This is a genomic window from Stenotrophomonas sp. SI-NJAU-1, assembly GCF_020883215.1.
Taxonomy (GTDB): Bacteria; Pseudomonadota; Gammaproteobacteria; order Xanthomonadales; family Xanthomonadaceae; genus Stenotrophomonas; species Stenotrophomonas indicatrix.
Genome location: NZ_CP086598.1, coordinates 2,028,823 through 2,045,409 on the forward strand (window position 1 = coordinate 2,028,823; position 16,587 = coordinate 2,045,409).

Genomic DNA, 16,587 nt, shown 5'->3' on the forward strand with positions numbered 1-16,587 from the left:
GAGCCGATGCAGGGTGCCAGCGTGCACAGCGGCGGGGTATCCTCGCCCGCTGACCTTTCAGCATGGTCGAGAAAGCAGGCAGAGAACGCCTTGAACATCGTCATCGTCGATGACCAGACTTCCGCACGGACGATGCTTCGTCACGTCATCGAGGACATCGCACCGGAACTGAGCGTGCATGACTTCGGCGATCCGTTGACGGCGTTGGCATGGTGCGAATCGTACCCGGTCGACCTGCTGCTTCTCGATTACCGCATGCCGGAGATGGATGGGCTGGAGTTCGCCCGCCGCTTCCGCCGGCTGCCCAAGCATCGCGATATTCCGGTGATCCTGATCACCGTGGTGGGTGACGAGCCGATCCGCCAGGCAGCACTGGAAGCCGGCGTGATCGATTTCCTGGTCAAGCCGATCCGCCCGCGCGAACTGCGCGCACGCTGCTACAACCTGTTGCAGTTGCGCCAGCAGACCGAGAACGTGAAGCAGCGCGCGCTGTCGCTGGAGCAGCGGCTGCTGGCCAGCATGCACGAGGTGGAGGAGCGCGAGCGCGAGACGCTTTCGCGGCTGGCGCGTGCGATCGAATTCCGTGATGCCGGCACCAGTGCCTACCTTGAGCGGATGGCGCGCGTGGCTGGCCTGATTGCCGAGCAGCTGGGCCTGCCGGAAGAGGACGTCAAGCTGATCGAGATGGCCGCACCGCTGCACGACATGGGCAAGATCGCCATTCCCGATGCGGTGCTGCTCAAGCAGGGCAAGCTCAATGATGAGGAGCTGGCGATCATGCGCCGGCATCCGCGAATCGGCCATGAACTGCTCAGCGGCAGCCAGAACCGTTTCATCCAGGTCGGTGCATTGATCGCGCTGCGTCACCACGAGCGCTACGACGGCAGTGGCTATCCCGATGGCCTGGTGGGCGATGCGATTCCGCTGGAAGCGCGCATCGTCGCGGTGGCCGACGTGTTCGATGCGTTGATCTCGCCGCGCCCCTACAAGGAAGCGTGGACGATGGAAGCCACCTTGGCCTACCTGTATGCCCAGCGTGGGCGCCTGTTCGATCCGCGCTGCGTGGATGCATTGCTGCGCGGCCGCGAGCAGCTGGAACAGATCTGTGCCGACCACTCCACCGCCTCTGCACGGCCGGGACTGGGCGCGTGAAACGACTGCTGTCGCGATTGCGATTGCGCCTGTCCCAGCGGCAGGACAGCGAGCACGGGCAGCAGATCGTCCGCATCGTCCTGATCAGCCTGATCATGGCTTACGTGCTGCTGCCTTCGGCGCGGCATGATCTGCCGCACACCCAGTATGTCGGTGTGCTGGCGATCGTGCTGACCGGCCTGAGCCTGTCGCTGCTGTTGTTCGGTTGGCTGCTGTGGCGGCCGGGGCGTTCCGATGCGCGCCGTGTACTGGGCATGCTGGCCGACTACGGCCTGATTGCTGCCGGCATGATCCAGATGGGCGAGCCGCTGTCGTGGGTCTACATCGTGGTGATGTGGGTGACGGTGGGCAATGGCATGCGCTTTGGCAACCACTACCTCTATGTGGCCGTGGCGATGGCGATGGTCAGCTTCGGCATTACCGCGCTGTCCACCCCCTATTGGCAGCAGAACGCACGCTTGGCCATTGGCCTGTGGCTTGGCCTTGCGGCGGTACCCCTGTATTTCTCCACGCTGCTGCGGCAGTTGACCGAGGCGATGGCCGAGGCGCGGCGCGCCAGCGAAGCCAAGAGTCGATTCCTGGCCAACATGAGCCACGAGTTCCGCACCCCACTCAATGGATTGAATGGCATGACGGAAGTGTTGGCGACCACGCGCCTGGACGACGAGCAGCGTGAGTGCGTGAGTACCATCCAGGCGTCGTCGCGCAGCCTGCTGGCGCTGGTCGAGGAAGTGCTGGACATCTCGGCGATCGAGGCCGGCAAGCTGCGCGTGGTCGCCGAGGATTTCGTGCTTTCCGACGTGATGCAGGCGATCGGCCTGATCCTGTTGCCGCAGGCCAAGGCCAAGCGCCTGGATTACAGGGTGAAGGTAGCCGAGACCGTGCCGCCGACCCTGCGCGGCGACGTCGGTCATCTGCGGCAGATCCTGCTCAACCTGGCCGGCAACGCGGTCAAGTTCACCGATCACGGCCGGGTCGAGATCCGTGTCAGTGTTGTCCACGCCGACACCCAGGGGGGAGTGCGGCTGCGCTTCGACATTCTCGATACCGGCATCGGCGTCGCTCCAGCCATGCGCCCACGCCTGTTCGAGGCCTTCGAGCAGGCCGACGTCAGCATGGCCCGCCGTCATGAAGGTACCGGCCTGGGCACGACCATCGCCAAGGGATTGGTCGAAGCGATGGACGGTGAGATCGGTTACCTGGACAACCCGCCGCAGGGCAGCCACTTCTGGGTGGAACTGCCGTTCGCGCCGCCGCAGCCGGTGGTCCCGGGCGCGGTGCCGACCCTCGCTGCTGGCGACGAAACCGGCGCCGGCGGCAACGTCATCGCCTTCGCCGATCCGTTCCTGCGCCATCGCGCGCGGGTGCGCAGCATGCAGATCCTGGTCGCCGACGACCACGAGGCCAACCGCATGGTGCTGCAACGGCTGCTGCAGAAGGCCGGACACAAGGTGCTGTGCGTCGATGGGGGCGAAGCGGTGCTGGATGCACTGGCTGAAAGTGAGTTCGATGCGGCCATTGTCGATCTGCACATGCCCGGCATGAGTGGCCTGGACATGCTGAAGGAGCTGCGGGTGATGCAGGCTGGTGGCGGCCCGCGCACGCCGGTGCTGGTGCTCAGCGCCGACGTCACTCCCGAAGCCATCCAGCGCTGTACCCAGGCCGGTGCGCATGCGTTCCTGGCCAAGCCGGTGGTGGCCGTGCGCCTGCTGGACACCCTGGCCGAGATCGCCAACAACGCCCAGCTCAAGGCCAGTGCTCCGCCGATCGTGCGCACCGTCACCAACCTCGATGGCGTGCTCGACACCGGCGTGCTTGATGAGCTGGCGTCGCTGGGAATGGGCGAAGGCTTCGAGCGCGAGTTCATCCGCCAGTGCCTGGACGATGCCGAGTCATGCCTGCGCAAGGCCGAAGGTGACGGTGAAGCGGCACGCTGGGGGGCTTTCCGCGAGCAGTCGCACGCGATCAAGGGCGTGGCCAGCAATCTGGGCCTGGTGCGTGCGTCCAACCGCGCCGGTGAGTTGATGCGGATGGCCGACTGGCAGCTCAAGGCCGAATGGCGGCAGCGTCTTGCGGTGCTGCAGGGGGCTATCAAGGAAGGCCGGCAGGCGCTGGATGCACGCGCCCAACGCAAGGCGCGTGGCGTGGCCGATGACAGCGAGCGATAGAACGGGGGCCAGCCTGGCCTGTAATACCGGTTGTCGATGCTCGCACGCCCCATAAAAAAAGCCCGGCGGCCAGCCGGGCTTGAACCCTGCGGGGGAGGGGGAAATATCAGGCCACGTCCAGATTGGCGCGTCGGGTCTGGGCCTTGATCAAACGGTCCATGGTGCGCAGCGAACGATCACCCAGGGCCAGTGCCGAATCGACCCAGACCTTGGTGATTTCCAGCAGTTCGTCGTAGCTGACCGCCTGCGCCAGGTTGCGCGCGGCATTCATTGCCAGGTACGACTGCGGCAGGCGCTGCTGCTGGCGGATCATCTCTTCGACCGCGCCGCGGCCTTCACCTTTCCTGACCAGCACGTCGACCACGCCCATCGCGTGCATCTCCTCGGCGCTGTAGATACGGCCGTCGAGGATGATCTTCTCGGCCAGCTGCGGCGACACCCGGCGGCACAGGAACGAGTAGGCGCCCATGCCCGGAAACAGGCCGAACAGCACTTCGGGCAGGCCCATGCCGCTGCCTTCCTCGGCAACGATGGTGTGGCAGGCCAGGGCCATTTCCAGGCCGCCCCCCAGCGCATCGCCCTGGATCAGGGCGATCGAGCGGACGTCGCCGCCGAAACCGGTGTGCAGATGGTGAACGCCTTCCACGCATCGCTGGGCGTAGGTCAGCAGCAGGTCGCGGTTACCTTCCCGGATCAGGCGGGTGAACAGGTCCAGGTCCCCGCCCAGGTTGTAGGCGGCGGCGTCGGAGGCCAGCACGAAATGGCGCAGCTGGCCGCTGTGGCGCTGCGCCGGCCCGCGGGTGATGGCGTTCATGTAACTCCACATCTCGTCCAGCATGTCCTTGCGGCAGCAGGGACGCACGCCGGTGGAGGCATCGGCGTGCATGAACAGCCAGTGTGCGGCGCCGTCAGCGCTGTCCTGGGTGCGGATGGTGGCATAGGGGGAGCTGCTGCTGGGCAGCTTTTCGATGGTGCTCATGGAAGGGTCCTCGGCGGTGCGGCCCGCAGTTGAAGGTGGTGGCCGGCGGGCCGAACGGTCCACTCACGCGGCGATGCTACACCGGGCCCGGCCCCGCGCATGCGAAAAGGCCCGGGTCGTTGCCGACCCGGGCCCGAGCGCGTTCAACTTTCCGCAAACCCTTACTGAGCGGGTGTGTCGCGCAGTTCGCGACGCAGGATCTTGCCGACGTTGGTCTTCGGCAGCTCTTTTCGGAATTCAACGATTCTGGGGTGCTTGTAGCCGGTCAGGTTGGCCCGGGCGTGCTCCTTGACCATCTCGGCGGTCAGGTTCGGGTCCTTCTTGACGATGACCACCTTGACCACCTCGCCGGACTTCTCGTCCGGGACGCCGACCGCGGCCACTTCCAGCACGCCCGGCATCATCGCGATCACGTCTTCGACCTCATTGGGGTACACGTTGAAGCCGGACACCAGGATCATGTCCTTCTTGCGGTCGACGATGTAGAAGAAGCCGTGCTCGTCCATCTTCGCCATGTCGCCGGTGTGCAGCCAGTCGTCGGCGTCGATGGCCTTGGCCGTTTCCTCCGGGCGCTGCCAGTAGCCCTTCATCACCTGCGGGCCGCGGATGCACAGCTCGCCCACTTCGCCCAGCGGCAGGATGTTGCCGTTGTCGTCCTTGATGCAGGCATCGGTGGAAGGGATGGGCAGGCCGATCGAGCCGTTGTACTCGGCCAGGGTAAGCGGGTTGATGCAGGCCGCCGGCGAGGTCTCGGTCAGGCCGTAGGCCTCGACCAGGGTGACGCCGGTGGTCTTCTTCCAGCGCTCGGCGACTGCACGTTGCACGGCCATGCCGCCGCCCAGGGTCACCTTCAGCGAGGAAAAATCGACGGTGTCGAAGCCGGGGGTGTTGAGCAGGCCGTTGAACAGCGTGTTGACGCCGGTGATCGCAGTGAAGCGCACCGACTTGAGCTCCTTGACGAAGCCCTTCATGTCACGCGGGTTGGTGATCAGGTGGTTGCAGCCACCGAACTTCATGAAGACCAGGCCGTTCGCCGTCAACGCGAAGATGTGGTAGAGCGGCAGGGCGGTGATGATCCATTCCTTGCCCATCTCGATGCCCGATGCGCTGATCCAGGCCGAGGCCTGCTGCATGTTGGCAATCAGGTTGCGGTTGGTCAGCATCGCGCCCTTGGCCACACCGGTGGTGCCGCCGGTGTACTGCAGGAACGCCACGTCGTCATGGTCGATCTCGACCTTCGGCAGGGTGTGGCGGCTGCCCAGCCTGAGCGCCTGCTTGAAGCGGATCGCGCCGTTCAGATGGTAGTTGGGCACCATCTTCTTGACGTACTTGAGCACGAAGTTGACGATCGTGCCCTTGGCGCCGAGCAGGTCGCCCAGGCCGGTGGTGATGACCTGCTTGACCTGGGTATCGGCGATGACCTGTTCGACGGTGTCGCCGAAGTTGTCCACCACCACCAGCGCGGTCACGCCGGCGTCGACCAGCTGATGCTTCAGCTCGCGCGCGGTGTACAGCGGGTTGACGTTGACCACGGTCAGGCCGGCACGCAGCACGCCGAAGGTGGCGATCGGGTACTGCAGGCAGTTGGGCATCATCAGGGCGACGCGGTCGCCCTTCTTGAGCTTCAGCTCGCCCAGCAGGTAAGCGGCGAACTGTTCGACCAGGGCGTCGGTCTCACCGTAGGTGAGGGTCTTGCCGAAACTGGAGTAGGCCGGTCGGTCGCGGTACTTCGCGACGGAGGCGTCGAAGACCGAAACTACCGAATGGAACTCGTTGACGTCGATTTCGGCGGGAACGCCTTTCGGATAGCTCTGCAGCCAGGGACGATCCAGACTCATATTCCCCCTCCAGGAATCGTAATGATGGGTGCGGCGCGGACAGTATCCGCCAGAACCGCTCTCCGCAGCATACCGCCCCGTAGGGAAAACGCGAAGAGGGTGGACACTGCGCGGCCGTATGCGCCAAAAGCCGCCGGGCATGGCCCGGTGCTACCGAAGGCAAAGCCCGCCTGGTAGCGCCGGGCCATGCCCGGCGTCCGAAGGCAAAGCTCGCTTGGTAGCGCCGGGCCATGCCCGGCGGATGATTCCGATGGCCGGAGGCTCAGCCCTTGTTGCGCACCGGCGCGCCGTTGGCCTTGTAGTACGCAGCCGTGCTGCGCGGCAGCGGCGCGCGGCCACGGATCACATCGGCCAGCTTCTCGGCGATCATGATGGTCGGTGCGTTGAGGTTGCCGGTGACCACCTGCGGCATGATCGAGGCATCGACGATGCGCAGGGCTTCCAGGCCATGCACGCGGCCCTGGCCGTCGACCACCGCCATCGGATCATCGGCGTGGCCCATCTTGTTCGAGCATGACGGGTGGTAGGCAGTCTCGGCATGCTCGCGCACGAACGCATCGATCTGCGCGTCGGTCTGCAGCGCGCTGCCCGGCGAGATCTCGCGGCCGCTGTACGGTGCCAGCGCCGGCTGCGCGAAGATCTCGCGGGTGATCCGGATCGCCGAGCGGAACTCGCGCCAGTCCTGATCGTGCGACATGTAGTTGAACAGGATGCTGGGATCTTCGCGCGGGTCCTTCGAGCGCACGTGGATGCGGCCACGGCTGGGCGAGCGCATCGAGCCGACATGCATCTGGAAGCTGTGCGCCTTGATCGGGTTGGAGCCGTTGTAGTTGATCGCCACCGGCAGGAAGTGATACTGCAGGTTGGGCCAGTCGAATTCGGCATCGCTGCGGATGAAGCCGCCAGCTTCGAACTGGTTGCTGGCGCCGATGCCGGTGCCCAGGAACAGCCATTCGGCGCCGATTGCCGGCTGGTTGTACAGCTTCAGTGCCGGGGCCAGCGAGACCGGCTTCCTGCACTCGTACTGCAGGTACATCTCAAGATGGTCCTGCAGGTTGGCGCCGACGCCGGGCAGGTGGTGCACCAGGTCGATGTCCAGGCTGCGCAGCAGGTCGGCCGGGCCGACGCCGGAGCGCTGCAGGATCTGCGGCGAGGCGATGGCGCCGCCGCAGAGCAGTACTTCGCGGCGTGCGGTGGCGCGCTGCGGCTGGTCGTTGTGCAGCCACTGCACGCCCACCGCGCGCTTGCCCGAGAACAGGATGCGGTCGGTCAGCGCGTGGGTGACGATGGTCAGGTTCGGGCGCGGCTTGGCCAGATCCAGGTAGCCACGGGCGGTGCTGGAGCGGCGTCCCTTCGGCGTGACGGTGCGGTCCATCGGGCCGAAGCCTTCCTGCTGGTAGCCATTGAGGTCGTCGGTGCGCGGGTAACCGGCCTGCACGCCGGCCTCGACCATCGCCGCGAACAGTTCGTTGTTGCCGGCCTTGGGCGTGGTGACGCGCAGCGGGCCGTCGCCGCCGTGGTAGTCGTTCGGGCCGATGTCACGGGTTTCGGCCTTGCGGAAGTAGGGCAGGCAGTCCAGGTAGGTCCAGTCCTCCAGGCCCGGCATGCCGGCCCAGTTGTCGTAGTCCATCGCGTTGCCGCGGATGTAGCACATGCCGTTGATCAGCGACGAACCGCCCAGGCCCTTGCCACGACCGCAATCCATCCGGCGGTTGTTCATGAAGGGCTCGGGATCGGTCTTGTACGCCCAGTTGTAGCGGCGGCCCTGCAGCGGGAAGGCCAGAGCGGCGGGCATCTGGGTACGGAAATCGAGCCGGTAGTCCGGGCCACCGGCTTCCAGCAGCAGCACGCTGACATCGGCATCTTCGGTGAGGCGGGTGGCCAGCACGTTGCCGGCCGAACCGGCGCCGATGATGATGTAGTCGTACTCGTTATGGGTGCTCATGGTTGATCTCCTGCAGGCCGGACGCGCTGCATGCAGGCGTCCCGGCGGAATGTCGGATCGGCGCGGTGGCCGGACGATGGGCGGTGCTCAGGCCGTGGCGATCAGAACACGCTGGCGTAGTCGCCCAGTTCGACCTGCACCGACTTGATGCGGGTGTAGTGGCCGAGGGTGGAGATGCCGTTCTCGCGGCCAACGCCGGACTGCTTGTAGCCACCGACCGGCATTTCCGCCGGCGACTCGCCCCAGGTGTTGATCCAGCAGATGCCGGCTTCCAGGCGATGGATGATGCGATGTGCGCGGCTGATGTCCTTGCTGACCACGCCTGCGGCCAGGCCGAAGGTGGTGTCGTTGGCGCGACGGACTACTTCATCCTCATCGTCGTAGGCGAGGATGCTCATCACCGGCCCGAAGATCTCTTCGCGGACAATCGTCATGTCGTCGCGGCAGTCGGAGAACACGGTCGGCAGGACATAGGCGCCGTCGGCCAGGGCACCGTCGGTGGCACGACCGCCGCCGGTCAGCAGGCGCGCGCCTTCGCTCTTGCCGCTTTCGATGAAGCGCAACACGTTTTCCATGTGCGGGAAGCTGGTCAGCGGGCCGAAGTTGGTCTGTTCAGCCATCGGGTCGCCGATGCGGATGCGCTTGACGCGCTCCACCACGGCGGCTTCGAACGCGGCCAGCATGCTGCGCGGCACGAACACGCGGGTGCCGTTGGTGCAGACCTGGCCGGAACTGAAGAAGTTGGCCATCACCGCGATGTCGGCGGCACGGTCCAGATCGGCGTCGTCACAGATCACCAGCGGCGACTTGCCGCCCAGTTCCATCGTCACTTCCTTCAGCGACGAGGACGCGGCGCTGGCCATGACCTTCTTGCCGGTGGCCACGCCGCCGGTGAAGGAGATCTTCTCGATCACCGGGTGCTCGGTCAGCCAGTTGCCGATCTCGCGGCCCGGGCCCTGCACGACGTTGAACACGCCGTCCGGCACGCCGGCTTCGGTGTAGATCTCGGCGAGTTTGATCGCGGTCAGCGGGGTCACTTCGGACGGCTTGAACACCATTGCATTGCCGGCGGCCAGGGCCGGGGCCGACTTCCACATGGCGATCTGGATCGGGTAGTTCCACGCGCCGATGCCGGCGACCACGCCCAGCGGCTCGCGGCGGGTATAGAAGAAGCTCGATTCGCGCAGCGGCAGCTGGATGCCTTCGATGGCGGTGGCCAGGCCGGCGTAGTACTCCAGCACGTCGGCACCGGTGACGATGTCCACCGTGGTGGTTTCGGCCAGCGCCTTGCCGGTATCCAGGGTTTCCAGGTGGGCCAGCTCGTCGTTGCGCTCGCGCAGGATCTCCACGGCACGGCGCAGGATGCGCGAGCGCTCCATGGCGGTCATCGCTGCCCACACCTTCTGGCCTTCGCTGGCGCTTTCAACGGCGCGTTCGACATCGGCCTGGCTGGCGATCTGCACGTCGGCCAGCACCTGGCCATTGGCAGGGTTGACGGTCTGGAAGGTCTTGCCGCTGGTGGCGTCGACGCGGCGGCCGTGGATGTACAGCTGTTGCACGGGCAGGGTGGTCATCGGCTTGCTCCTGGAAGGGATGGGGCGGGGTCGTGGCGCGCTCAGGGCGCGTTGGCCTGCAATTGGAAATCGATGTAGCCGTAGGCGATGCGGCGCGCCTTGTCGGCGTTGAAGTCACCACCGACCAGGCTGCCGCGCAGCCACAGGCCGTCGATCATCGCGGCCAGCCCGCGTGCGGACAGGCGTGCCTGTGCATGCGGCAGCTGGCGGTTGAACTGATGGCAGAGGTTGGAGAACAGTCGCTGGTCGTTGGCGCGCTGCAGCCGCGCAAGTTCCGGCTGATGCATGCTGGCGGCCCAGAAGGTCAGCCATACGCGCATGGCGGTTCCGTTGGTCTGGCTGTCGTCGAAGTTGCCATCGACGATGGCGCGAAGCTGTGAACGTGCGTCGCCGGCGGCGGCGTCGCGATAGCGGGCAACGGCTGCCTTCAGCTCGCGCAGGATCTGCCGCATCGCCGCATTGAGCAGGCCGTCCTTGTCGCCGAAGTAATGGGCGACGATGCCGCTGGACAGGCCGGCCTTCCTTGCGATGGTGGCGACGGTGGCATCGGCCATGCCGATCTCGTCGATGGTCTGGAAAGTGGCCCGGATCAGCTGCTCGCGGCGGACCGGTTCCACGCCTTTCTTCGGCATTGTCTCTCCACGGATTGCGACCCGGAATGCCGGGCTGGTGAAGATCATACTTTTTATTGATTGAACGTTCAATCAATAAACCCTACGATGCCCGTCGCGCCCCCACGCCATGGGCCCGGTTTCCGGTCCGGCCCCGCCCATGTGCCCCCTTGGACTGATGAGACGACCCCATGTCTTCCCTGGCTCATCCCAAGCGCTCGCCCCTGCGCTTGAACCGTTTCGTGTTCTTCAGTTCGTCGGTCTCCATCGGCATCCTCGGTGCGTTGACCGTGTTCTTCCCGGAGGCCAGCGAGCACTGGCTGCAATGGGCACAGGCCGAGGTCTCGGCGGCGTTCGGCTGGTGGTACATGCTGCTGATCGTGGCCTGCCTGAGCTTCGTGCTGTGGCTGGCGTTCTCGCCGTATGGGCGCATCCGCCTGGGCCATAACGAGGAATCGCCGGCCTTCGGCTACGTGGCCTGGGTGTCGATGCTGTTCTCGGCCGGCATCGGCATCGCGCTGCTGTACTACGGCGCCTACGAGCCGCTCGACCATTTCCTCAGCCCGCCCGGGCAGCCCGGCGGCACCGTCGCCGCTGGCCGCGAAGCGATGGTGCTGACCTTCCTGCACTGGGGCCTGCATGGCTGGGCGCTGTACGCGCTGGTCGGCGTGGCGCTGGGCTACTTCGCCTACCGCCGCAACCTGCCGCTGGCCCTGCGTTCGGCGCTGTACCCGATCTTCGGCGAGCGCATCCATGGCCGCATCGGCGACATGGTCGATGGCTTCGGCATCCTGGCGACACTGATCTCGATGGTCACCAACCTCGGCATCGGTGCGCTGGTGGTGCAGTCCGGCCTGGTCTACCTGTTCCACATCCCGGATACGCCGCAGGTGCTGGTGGCCATCGTGCTGGTGATGATGGTCGTGGCCACCATCGGCGTGGTTGCCGGCGTGGAGAAGGGCATCGCCTGGCTGTCCAACCTCAACGTGCGCCTGCTGTGCCTGCTGCTGCTGTTCGTGCTGGTGACCGGGCCGACCCTGCACCTGTTCGATGGCCTGGTACAGAACACCGGCGACTACCTGGGCGCGTTCGTGCGCAAGAGCTTCGACATGTACCTCAACGACCCGAAGGGGCGTGAGTGGATGGGCTCGTGGACGTTGTTCTACTGGGCGTGGTGGATTGCCTGGGCGCCGTTCGTGGGCCTGTTCGTGGCGCGCATCTCGCGCGGCCGCACCATCCGCGAAGTGATCATGGGCGTGCTGCTGATCCCGTTGGGTTTCACGCTGGCCTGGCTGTCGATCTTCGGCAACACCGCCATCGACCTGGTGCTGAACCACGGCCAGGCGGTGCTGGGCCAAGTGGCTCAGCACGATGCGGCGATGACCCTGTTCAAGCTGCTGGAGTACTTGCCTGCGGCGCCGTACATCGCTGGTGCGGCAGTGGTCATTGGTTTCGTGTTGTTCCTGACCCCGGTCGATTCGGGCACGCTGATGATCGCCAACCTGTGCACCCGGCGTGTCGATGATGGCGTGGAGGATGGGCATGACGCGCCGATCTGGCTGCGCGTGTTCTGGGCGGCGGGCATCACCGTGGCCAGCGTCGGCCTGCTGCTGGCCGGTAACTTCAGCGCGATGCAGACGGCGGTGGTGCTGTGCGGCCTGCCGTTCTCGTTCACCCTGGCGTTCTACATGTGGGGCCTGCTGAAGGCGCTGCGTACCGATCCGGACGCGCCGCGGCGGTGATGACATTGGATTTCATCGGCTTCGTTTCATTGAATTCCTAGATACCTCGCAGGCCCTGGTGATCGAGCATAGGGGGCTCTGCAATCAGGAGAATCCGATGAAACGCTGTGTCTGTGGTCTGTTGTTGATCGCCTCCGGTTCGGCGGGCGCCGAACCTCTGCCGCCGCCGATGCGCCAGCTGGATTTTCCGGTGCTGGCGATCGGAGATATCGGCCACTTCCGTGTCCAGGTACCTGCCTATGCTGGCGGCCAGGGTCGCGTGTCCTATGCTGCACACGCGCTGATGCCCGGCAGTGACGAGGATCGGGGCTACCGGTTCATTGCGGTGGCCTGCAGCGATGGCGGCTTTACGCCGGTGGTGCACTACGAAGAGCGGGGCGTTGCCTGTTCGCGCGTGGGCCAGTCGCCACATCCGGCGTTCGAGATGGTCATAACGGTGCTCAATACGGGAGCGGCCGAAGGCGAGGTGGTCATGCCCGATGGACTCCGCAGCCTGGTCTATGACGTCGGCCAGAGCCGGGCGCCGTGGCGGATCTACGGGGTCCGCCCATGAAGCGAGGGCCGGATCCCTGCGGGTCCGGCCCTTCGCTGTGTTGCAGCCAGGCATGAATCAAGCCCACTGCCGGGCGGCCGATTCCGCGCGCATGGCGATGCGCTTGCCACGATGGCGCGCACCTTTCATGGGGCGCGGCCTGGCTCTACCTGCGCAGTACGTTCGATCAACGTGCAGCCAGCTGGCGCAGCACGTACTGCAGCAGGCCACCGTGGTGGGCGAGGAGGCGCGCTTGCGAACCACGGGTTCGCGCGCCTCCGCAGCGCCCCCGCGCTGGCGCGGGGGCCGGGCTTCCGCCCATTGGGTCCACGGAAGGGTTCAGCGACCTGCCAGCTGGCGCAGCACGTACTGCAGCAGGCCACCGTGGCGGAAGTACTCCACTTCCTTCGGTGTCAGCAGCATCACCGAGACTTCGAAGGTCTTCTTCGTGCCATCGGCCTTGGTCGCGGTGACCGTGGCGCGCTTGCTGGCGCCATCCTGCAGGCCGGTGACATCGATCACTTCCGAGCCATCCAGGCCCAGCGACTGTGCGTTTTCGCCGTTGCGGAACTGCAGCGGCAGCACGCCCATGCCGACCAGGTTGGAGCGGTGGATGCGTTCGAAGCTCTCGGCGATGACCGCCTTCACCCCCAGCAGCAGGGTGCCCTTGGCGGCCCAGTCACGCGACGAGCCGGTGCCGTATTCCTTGCCGGCCAGCACCACCAGCGGCACCTTGTCGGCCTTGTACTTCATTGCCGCATCGTAAATCGCCAGCTTTTCCGGCTGGCCGCCGTTACCCGGGTAGTACAGGGTGTTGCCACCTTCTTCGCCACCGAACATCAGGTTCTTGATGCGGATGTTGGCGAAGGTGCCGCGGACCATCACGTCATCGTTGCCGCGGCGGCTGCCGTAGCTGTTGAAGTCGGCCGGCTGCACGCCGCGCTCCTGCAGGAAGCGGCCCGCCGGCGAATCCTTCTTGATGTTGCCGGCCGGGGAGATGTGGTCGGTGGTGATCGAATCGCCGAACAGGCCCATCACCCGTGCGCCGTGGACATCATCGATGCTGCCGACCTGCATGGTCATGCCATCGAAGTACGGCGGGTTCTTGATGTAAGTGGATGCATCGCTCCATTCGTACAGGTCACCGTCCGGCGAGGCGATGGTGTTCCAGCGGGTATCGCCCTTGAATACGTCGGCGTAGTTCTGCTTGAACATTTCCGGGCCGACGGTGGCGGCGATGACGTCGCCGATCTCCTTGTTGCTCGGCCAGATGTCGCGCAGGTACACCGGCTGGCCATCGCTACCGGTGCCCAGCGGTTCGGTGGTCAGGTCGATGTCGGTGGTGCCGGCGATGGCGTAGGCCACCACCAGCGGCGGGCTGGCCAGGTAGTTCATCTTCACTTCGGGGTGCACGCGGCCCTCGAAGTTGCGGTTGCCCGACAGCACCGAGGTCACCACCAGGTCGCCACTGGCGATGCCGGCGCTGACTTCGGTCGGCAGCGGACCGGAGTTGCCGATGCAGGTAGTGCAGCCATAGCCCACCACGTAGAAGCCGATCTTCTCCAGCTCGGTGAGAACGCCGGCCTTCTCAAGGTAGTCGGTGACCACGCGCGAGCCTGGGCCGAGCGAGGTCTTGACCCACGGCTTGCGGTCCAGCCCCTTGGCGGCCGCGTTGCGGGCCAGCAGGCCGGCGCCGATCATCACCGCCGGGTTGGAGGTGTTGGTGCACGAGGTGATGGCGGCGATGACCACCGCACCATCCTTCAGCCTCACCTTCCTGCCATCCATCTCGATGTCAGCGTAACCCTTGGCCAGCTGCTCGTTGCCCACTGCGGCGCCGCCGCCTTCATTGACGAAGGTGGAGACATCCTCGCTGCGCTTGTCGCGGTTGGCGGTCATGCCGACCAGCGCGTCGCGGTAGTTCTTCTGCACGTCTTCCAGCAGCACGCGGTCCTGCGGGCGTTTGGGGCCGGCCAGCGAGGGCTTCACCGTACCCATGTCCAGTTCCAGCGTGGTGCTGTACTGCGCATGCGGGCTGTTGGCGTCGTGCCACAGGCCCTGCGCCTTGGCATAGGCTTCGACCAGGGCGATCTGCTCTTCGCTGCGGCCGGACAGGCGCAGGTAGGTCAGCGATTCGTTGTCGATCGGGAAGATGCCGCAGGTGGCGCCGTATTCGGGGGCCATGTTGCCGATGGTCGCGCGGTCGGCCAGTGGCAGATGCTGCAGGCCATCACCGTAGAACTCGACGAACTTGCCGACCACGCCGAGCTTGCGCAGCATCTGGGTGACGGTCAGCACCAGGTCGGTGGCGGTGGCGCCTTCGGGCAGCTTGCCGGTCAGCTTGAAGCCGACCACCTGCGGAATCAGCATCGACGAAGGCTGGCCGAGCATGGCCGCCTCGGCTTCGATGCCGCCCACGCCCCAGCCGAGCACGCCGATGCCGTTGATCATCGTGGTGTGGCTGTCGGTGCCGAACACGGTATCCGGATACGCAACGGCCTTGCCGTCCTTGTCCGCGGTCATCACCACGCGGGCCAGGTTTTCCAGGTTCACCTGGTGGACGATGCCGGTGTTGGGCGGAACCACCTTGAAGTTGTCGAAGGCCTTCTGGCCCCAGCGCAGGAAGCCGTAGCGTTCCTGGTTGCGCTGGAATTCGATCTTGCCGTTGAGGTCCAGGGCGTCGGGCTTGCCGAATACATCCACCTGCACCGAGTGGTCGATGACCAGTTCGGAGGGAATCAGCGGATTGATCTGTTCGGGGCGGCCGCCCAGCTTGACCACCGCATCGCGCATCGCGGCCAGGTCAACCACGCAGGGCACGCCGGTGAAGTCCTGGAGGACCACGCGCGCGGGCATGAAGGCGATTTCGGTGTCCGGTTCGGCGCTGGGCTGCCAGCGGGCGACGGCTTCGATGTGGTCCTTGCCGACGGTGACGCCGCCATCCTCGTGCCGGAGCAGGTTCTCCAGCAGGATCTTCATCGAGTAGGGCAGGTGGGAGATGTCGAAGCGCTGGCCCAGCTTGGGCAGGCTGAAGTAGTCGTAGGTCTTGCCGCCGACGTCCAGCTGGCTGCGGGTGGAGAACGAATCGCTCATGCGGGATGACTCCTCTTGCGGATGGCTTGCAGTGGCCCGCCTGGACGGGCCTGCTTGCGGTCGCCGCGGGCCTGGTGGCCCCGGTCTTCCCAGTATGAACCCCGAACTGAATGGATTCACCCGGGCCGGGTACCGGCCGGCGGCATTGGTTCCAGACTACAGGGGAAGGTGTATGGCGTATGTCACGTTTGTGGCCGGTCCATTGCGAGACAACGGCTGGCAAAGCACCGAGCCGGTTCAGGGTGGAAGTATGCCCGGGGGAGTATGTATAATTTGTGCATACTCTGGAGGGCCTACCGATGGAAGCCACTGTTGCAGAACGCGGACAGATCACCCTGCCCAAGGCGGTGCGTGATGCCCTCGGCCTGACCAAGGGCACCTTGCTGAAGGTCGAACTGGATGGCAGCCGCATCATCCTGCGCAAGAGTGTTGACGATGCCATTTCACGGGCACGCGGCAAGTTCGCGCTGGATGGCTTCGAATCCTCCGACGCCGCCGTGCGTTCGGTGCGCGACGAGGAATAAGCCGTGATGATCGCCGTTGATTCACCGGTGCTGGTCGAGCTGCTCAGCAATGGTCCGCAGGCCGATGCCGTGGAGGCCATCCTCAGGCAGAGCCTGGTGGGTGGCCGCGTGGTGGTCTGCGGCGCGACCCTGGCTGAGGTCTGCGCATCGCTCCGCGGCGGTGCCGAGGTGCTCGAAGCGCTGGAAGAAATGGGCGTGCACTTCAACCCGATGGAAGCCAAGTCGGCGCTGCGCGCTGGCGAGATGCACCGCCGTCACCGCCAGCGCAGCGGCAGCCGCCGCAGCCTGGATGAATTCATGGTTGGCGCCCACGCACTGCTGCAGTGCGATGGCCTGATCACCTGGAACGACACGTTTTACCGCGACTACTTCAAGGGCCTGAAGCTGATCGTGCCGCAAGCCTGAGCCCGTCCAATCCTCAAATCGTAT

General features: G+C 65.6%; 12 protein-coding genes. 6 read left to right on the forward strand and 6 right to left on the reverse strand.

The features are described 5' to 3' along the window. Nucleotides 1-6: 6 nt before the first annotated feature. Nucleotides 7-1,152 (forward strand): two-component system response regulator, encoded by a 1,146-nt coding sequence (locus tag LMF57_RS09400; RefSeq protein ID WP_117310328.1) that lies wholly within the window; start codon nt 7-9, stop codon nt 1,150-1,152. Next, complete coding sequence (locus tag LMF57_RS09405) at nt 1,149-3,320, forward strand: response regulator (RefSeq protein WP_208081559.1); 2,172 nt, start codon at nt 1,149-1,151, stop codon at nt 3,318-3,320. The genes LMF57_RS09400 and LMF57_RS09405 overlap by 4 nt, the downstream gene beginning before the upstream one ends. 106 nt (nt 3,321-3,426) lie before the next feature. Here LMF57_RS09405 and LMF57_RS09410 read toward each other — a convergent pair whose 3' ends face one another. From LMF57_RS09410 to betI, 5 genes are all read right to left on the reverse strand, one after another. Beyond that, on the reverse strand, nt 3,427-4,299 hold the full coding sequence (locus tag LMF57_RS09410) for a crotonase/enoyl-CoA hydratase family protein (protein WP_117310329.1): 873 nt from the start codon (nt 4,297-4,299) through the stop codon (nt 3,427-3,429). Between the two features lie 161 nt (nt 4,300-4,460). Further along, entirely contained in the window at nt 4,461-6,137 is a 1,677-nt protein-coding gene (locus LMF57_RS09415; RefSeq protein WP_117310330.1) for a long-chain fatty acid--CoA ligase, read from the reverse strand. Between the two features lie 262 nt (nt 6,138-6,399). Further along, a complete protein-coding gene (gene betA, locus LMF57_RS09420; protein ID WP_229291280.1) occupies nt 6,400-8,082 on the reverse strand; it encodes a choline dehydrogenase in 1,683 nt (560 codons plus the stop codon). 101 nt (nt 8,083-8,183) lie between these two features. Then, nucleotides 8,184-9,656 carry a betaine-aldehyde dehydrogenase gene (betB, locus tag LMF57_RS09425; RefSeq protein ID WP_208083267.1) on the reverse strand — a complete coding sequence of 491 codons (1,473 nt, stop codon included), beginning with the start codon at nt 9,654-9,656 and terminating at the stop codon, nt 8,184-8,186. A 41-nt stretch (nt 9,657-9,697) separates the two neighbouring features. After that, nucleotides 9,698-10,288, reverse strand: coding sequence for a transcriptional regulator BetI (betI, locus tag LMF57_RS09430; protein ID WP_025878951.1), 591 nt, complete (start codon nt 10,286-10,288; stop codon nt 9,698-9,700). Between the two features lie 170 nt (nt 10,289-10,458). Here betI and LMF57_RS09435 point away from each other — a divergent pair, with 170 nt between their 5' ends. Together LMF57_RS09435 and LMF57_RS09440 are read left to right on the forward strand one after the other, a co-directional pair. Next, complete coding sequence (locus tag LMF57_RS09435; protein ID WP_229291281.1) at nt 10,459-12,009, forward strand: BCCT family transporter; 1,551 nt, start codon at nt 10,459-10,461, stop codon at nt 12,007-12,009. Nucleotides 12,010-12,106: 97 nt separating this feature from the next. After that, nucleotides 12,107-12,562, forward strand: coding sequence for a hypothetical protein (locus tag LMF57_RS09440; protein WP_208083269.1), 456 nt, complete (start codon nt 12,107-12,109; stop codon nt 12,560-12,562). Between the two features lie 318 nt (nt 12,563-12,880). On the opposite strand, the gene acnA is transcribed toward LMF57_RS09440, so the two are convergent. Then, nucleotides 12,881-15,634, reverse strand: a complete 2,754-nt coding sequence (gene acnA, locus LMF57_RS09445; RefSeq protein WP_099842411.1) for an aconitate hydratase AcnA — start codon at nt 15,632-15,634, stop codon at nt 12,881-12,883. A 299-nt stretch (nt 15,635-15,933) separates the two neighbouring features. On the opposite strand from acnA, the gene LMF57_RS09450 reads away from it, so the two are divergent. Together LMF57_RS09450 and LMF57_RS09455 are read left to right on the forward strand one after the other, a co-directional pair. Continuing rightward, on the forward strand, nt 15,934-16,158 hold the full coding sequence (locus LMF57_RS09450) for an AbrB/MazE/SpoVT family DNA-binding domain-containing protein (protein ID WP_006364928.1): 225 nt from the start codon (nt 15,934-15,936) through the stop codon (nt 16,156-16,158). Between the two features lie 6 nt (nt 16,159-16,164). Beyond that, nucleotides 16,165-16,563, forward strand: a complete 399-nt coding sequence (locus LMF57_RS09455) for a type II toxin-antitoxin system VapC family toxin (protein WP_008267153.1) — start codon at nt 16,165-16,167, stop codon at nt 16,561-16,563. Nucleotides 16,564-16,587 lie beyond the last annotated feature (24 nt).

Bases quoted from the DNA above. Each gene is read 5' to 3' on its own strand.
- LMF57_RS09455 (WP_008267153.1), top strand. From the start codon at position 16,165: ATGATCGCCGTTGATTCACCGGTGCTGGTCGAGCTGCTCAGCAATGGT.
- betA (WP_229291280.1), bottom strand. From the start codon at position 8,082: ATGAGCACCCATAACGAGTACGACTACATCATCATCGGCGCCGGTTCG.
- LMF57_RS09400 (WP_117310328.1), top strand. From the start codon at position 7: ATGCAGGGTGCCAGCGTGCACAGCGGCGGGGTATCCTCGCCCGCTGAC.
- betB (WP_208083267.1), bottom strand. From the start codon at position 9,656: ATGACCACCCTGCCCGTGCAACAGCTGTACATCCACGGCCGCCGCGTC.
- acnA (WP_099842411.1), bottom strand. From the start codon at position 15,634: ATGAGCGATTCGTTCTCCACCCGCAGCCAGCTGGACGTCGGCGGCAAG.
- LMF57_RS09450 (WP_006364928.1), top strand. From the start codon at position 15,934: ATGGAAGCCACTGTTGCAGAACGCGGACAGATCACCCTGCCCAAGGCG.
- LMF57_RS09440 (WP_208083269.1), top strand. From the start codon at position 12,107: ATGAAACGCTGTGTCTGTGGTCTGTTGTTGATCGCCTCCGGTTCGGCG.
- LMF57_RS09410 (WP_117310329.1), bottom strand. From the start codon at position 4,299: ATGAGCACCATCGAAAAGCTGCCCAGCAGCAGCTCCCCCTATGCCACC.
- LMF57_RS09415 (WP_117310330.1), bottom strand. From the start codon at position 6,137: ATGAGTCTGGATCGTCCCTGGCTGCAGAGCTATCCGAAAGGCGTTCCC.
- LMF57_RS09435 (WP_229291281.1), top strand. From the start codon at position 10,459: ATGTCTTCCCTGGCTCATCCCAAGCGCTCGCCCCTGCGCTTGAACCGT.
- betI (WP_025878951.1), bottom strand. From the start codon at position 10,288: ATGCCGAAGAAAGGCGTGGAACCGGTCCGCCGCGAGCAGCTGATCCGG.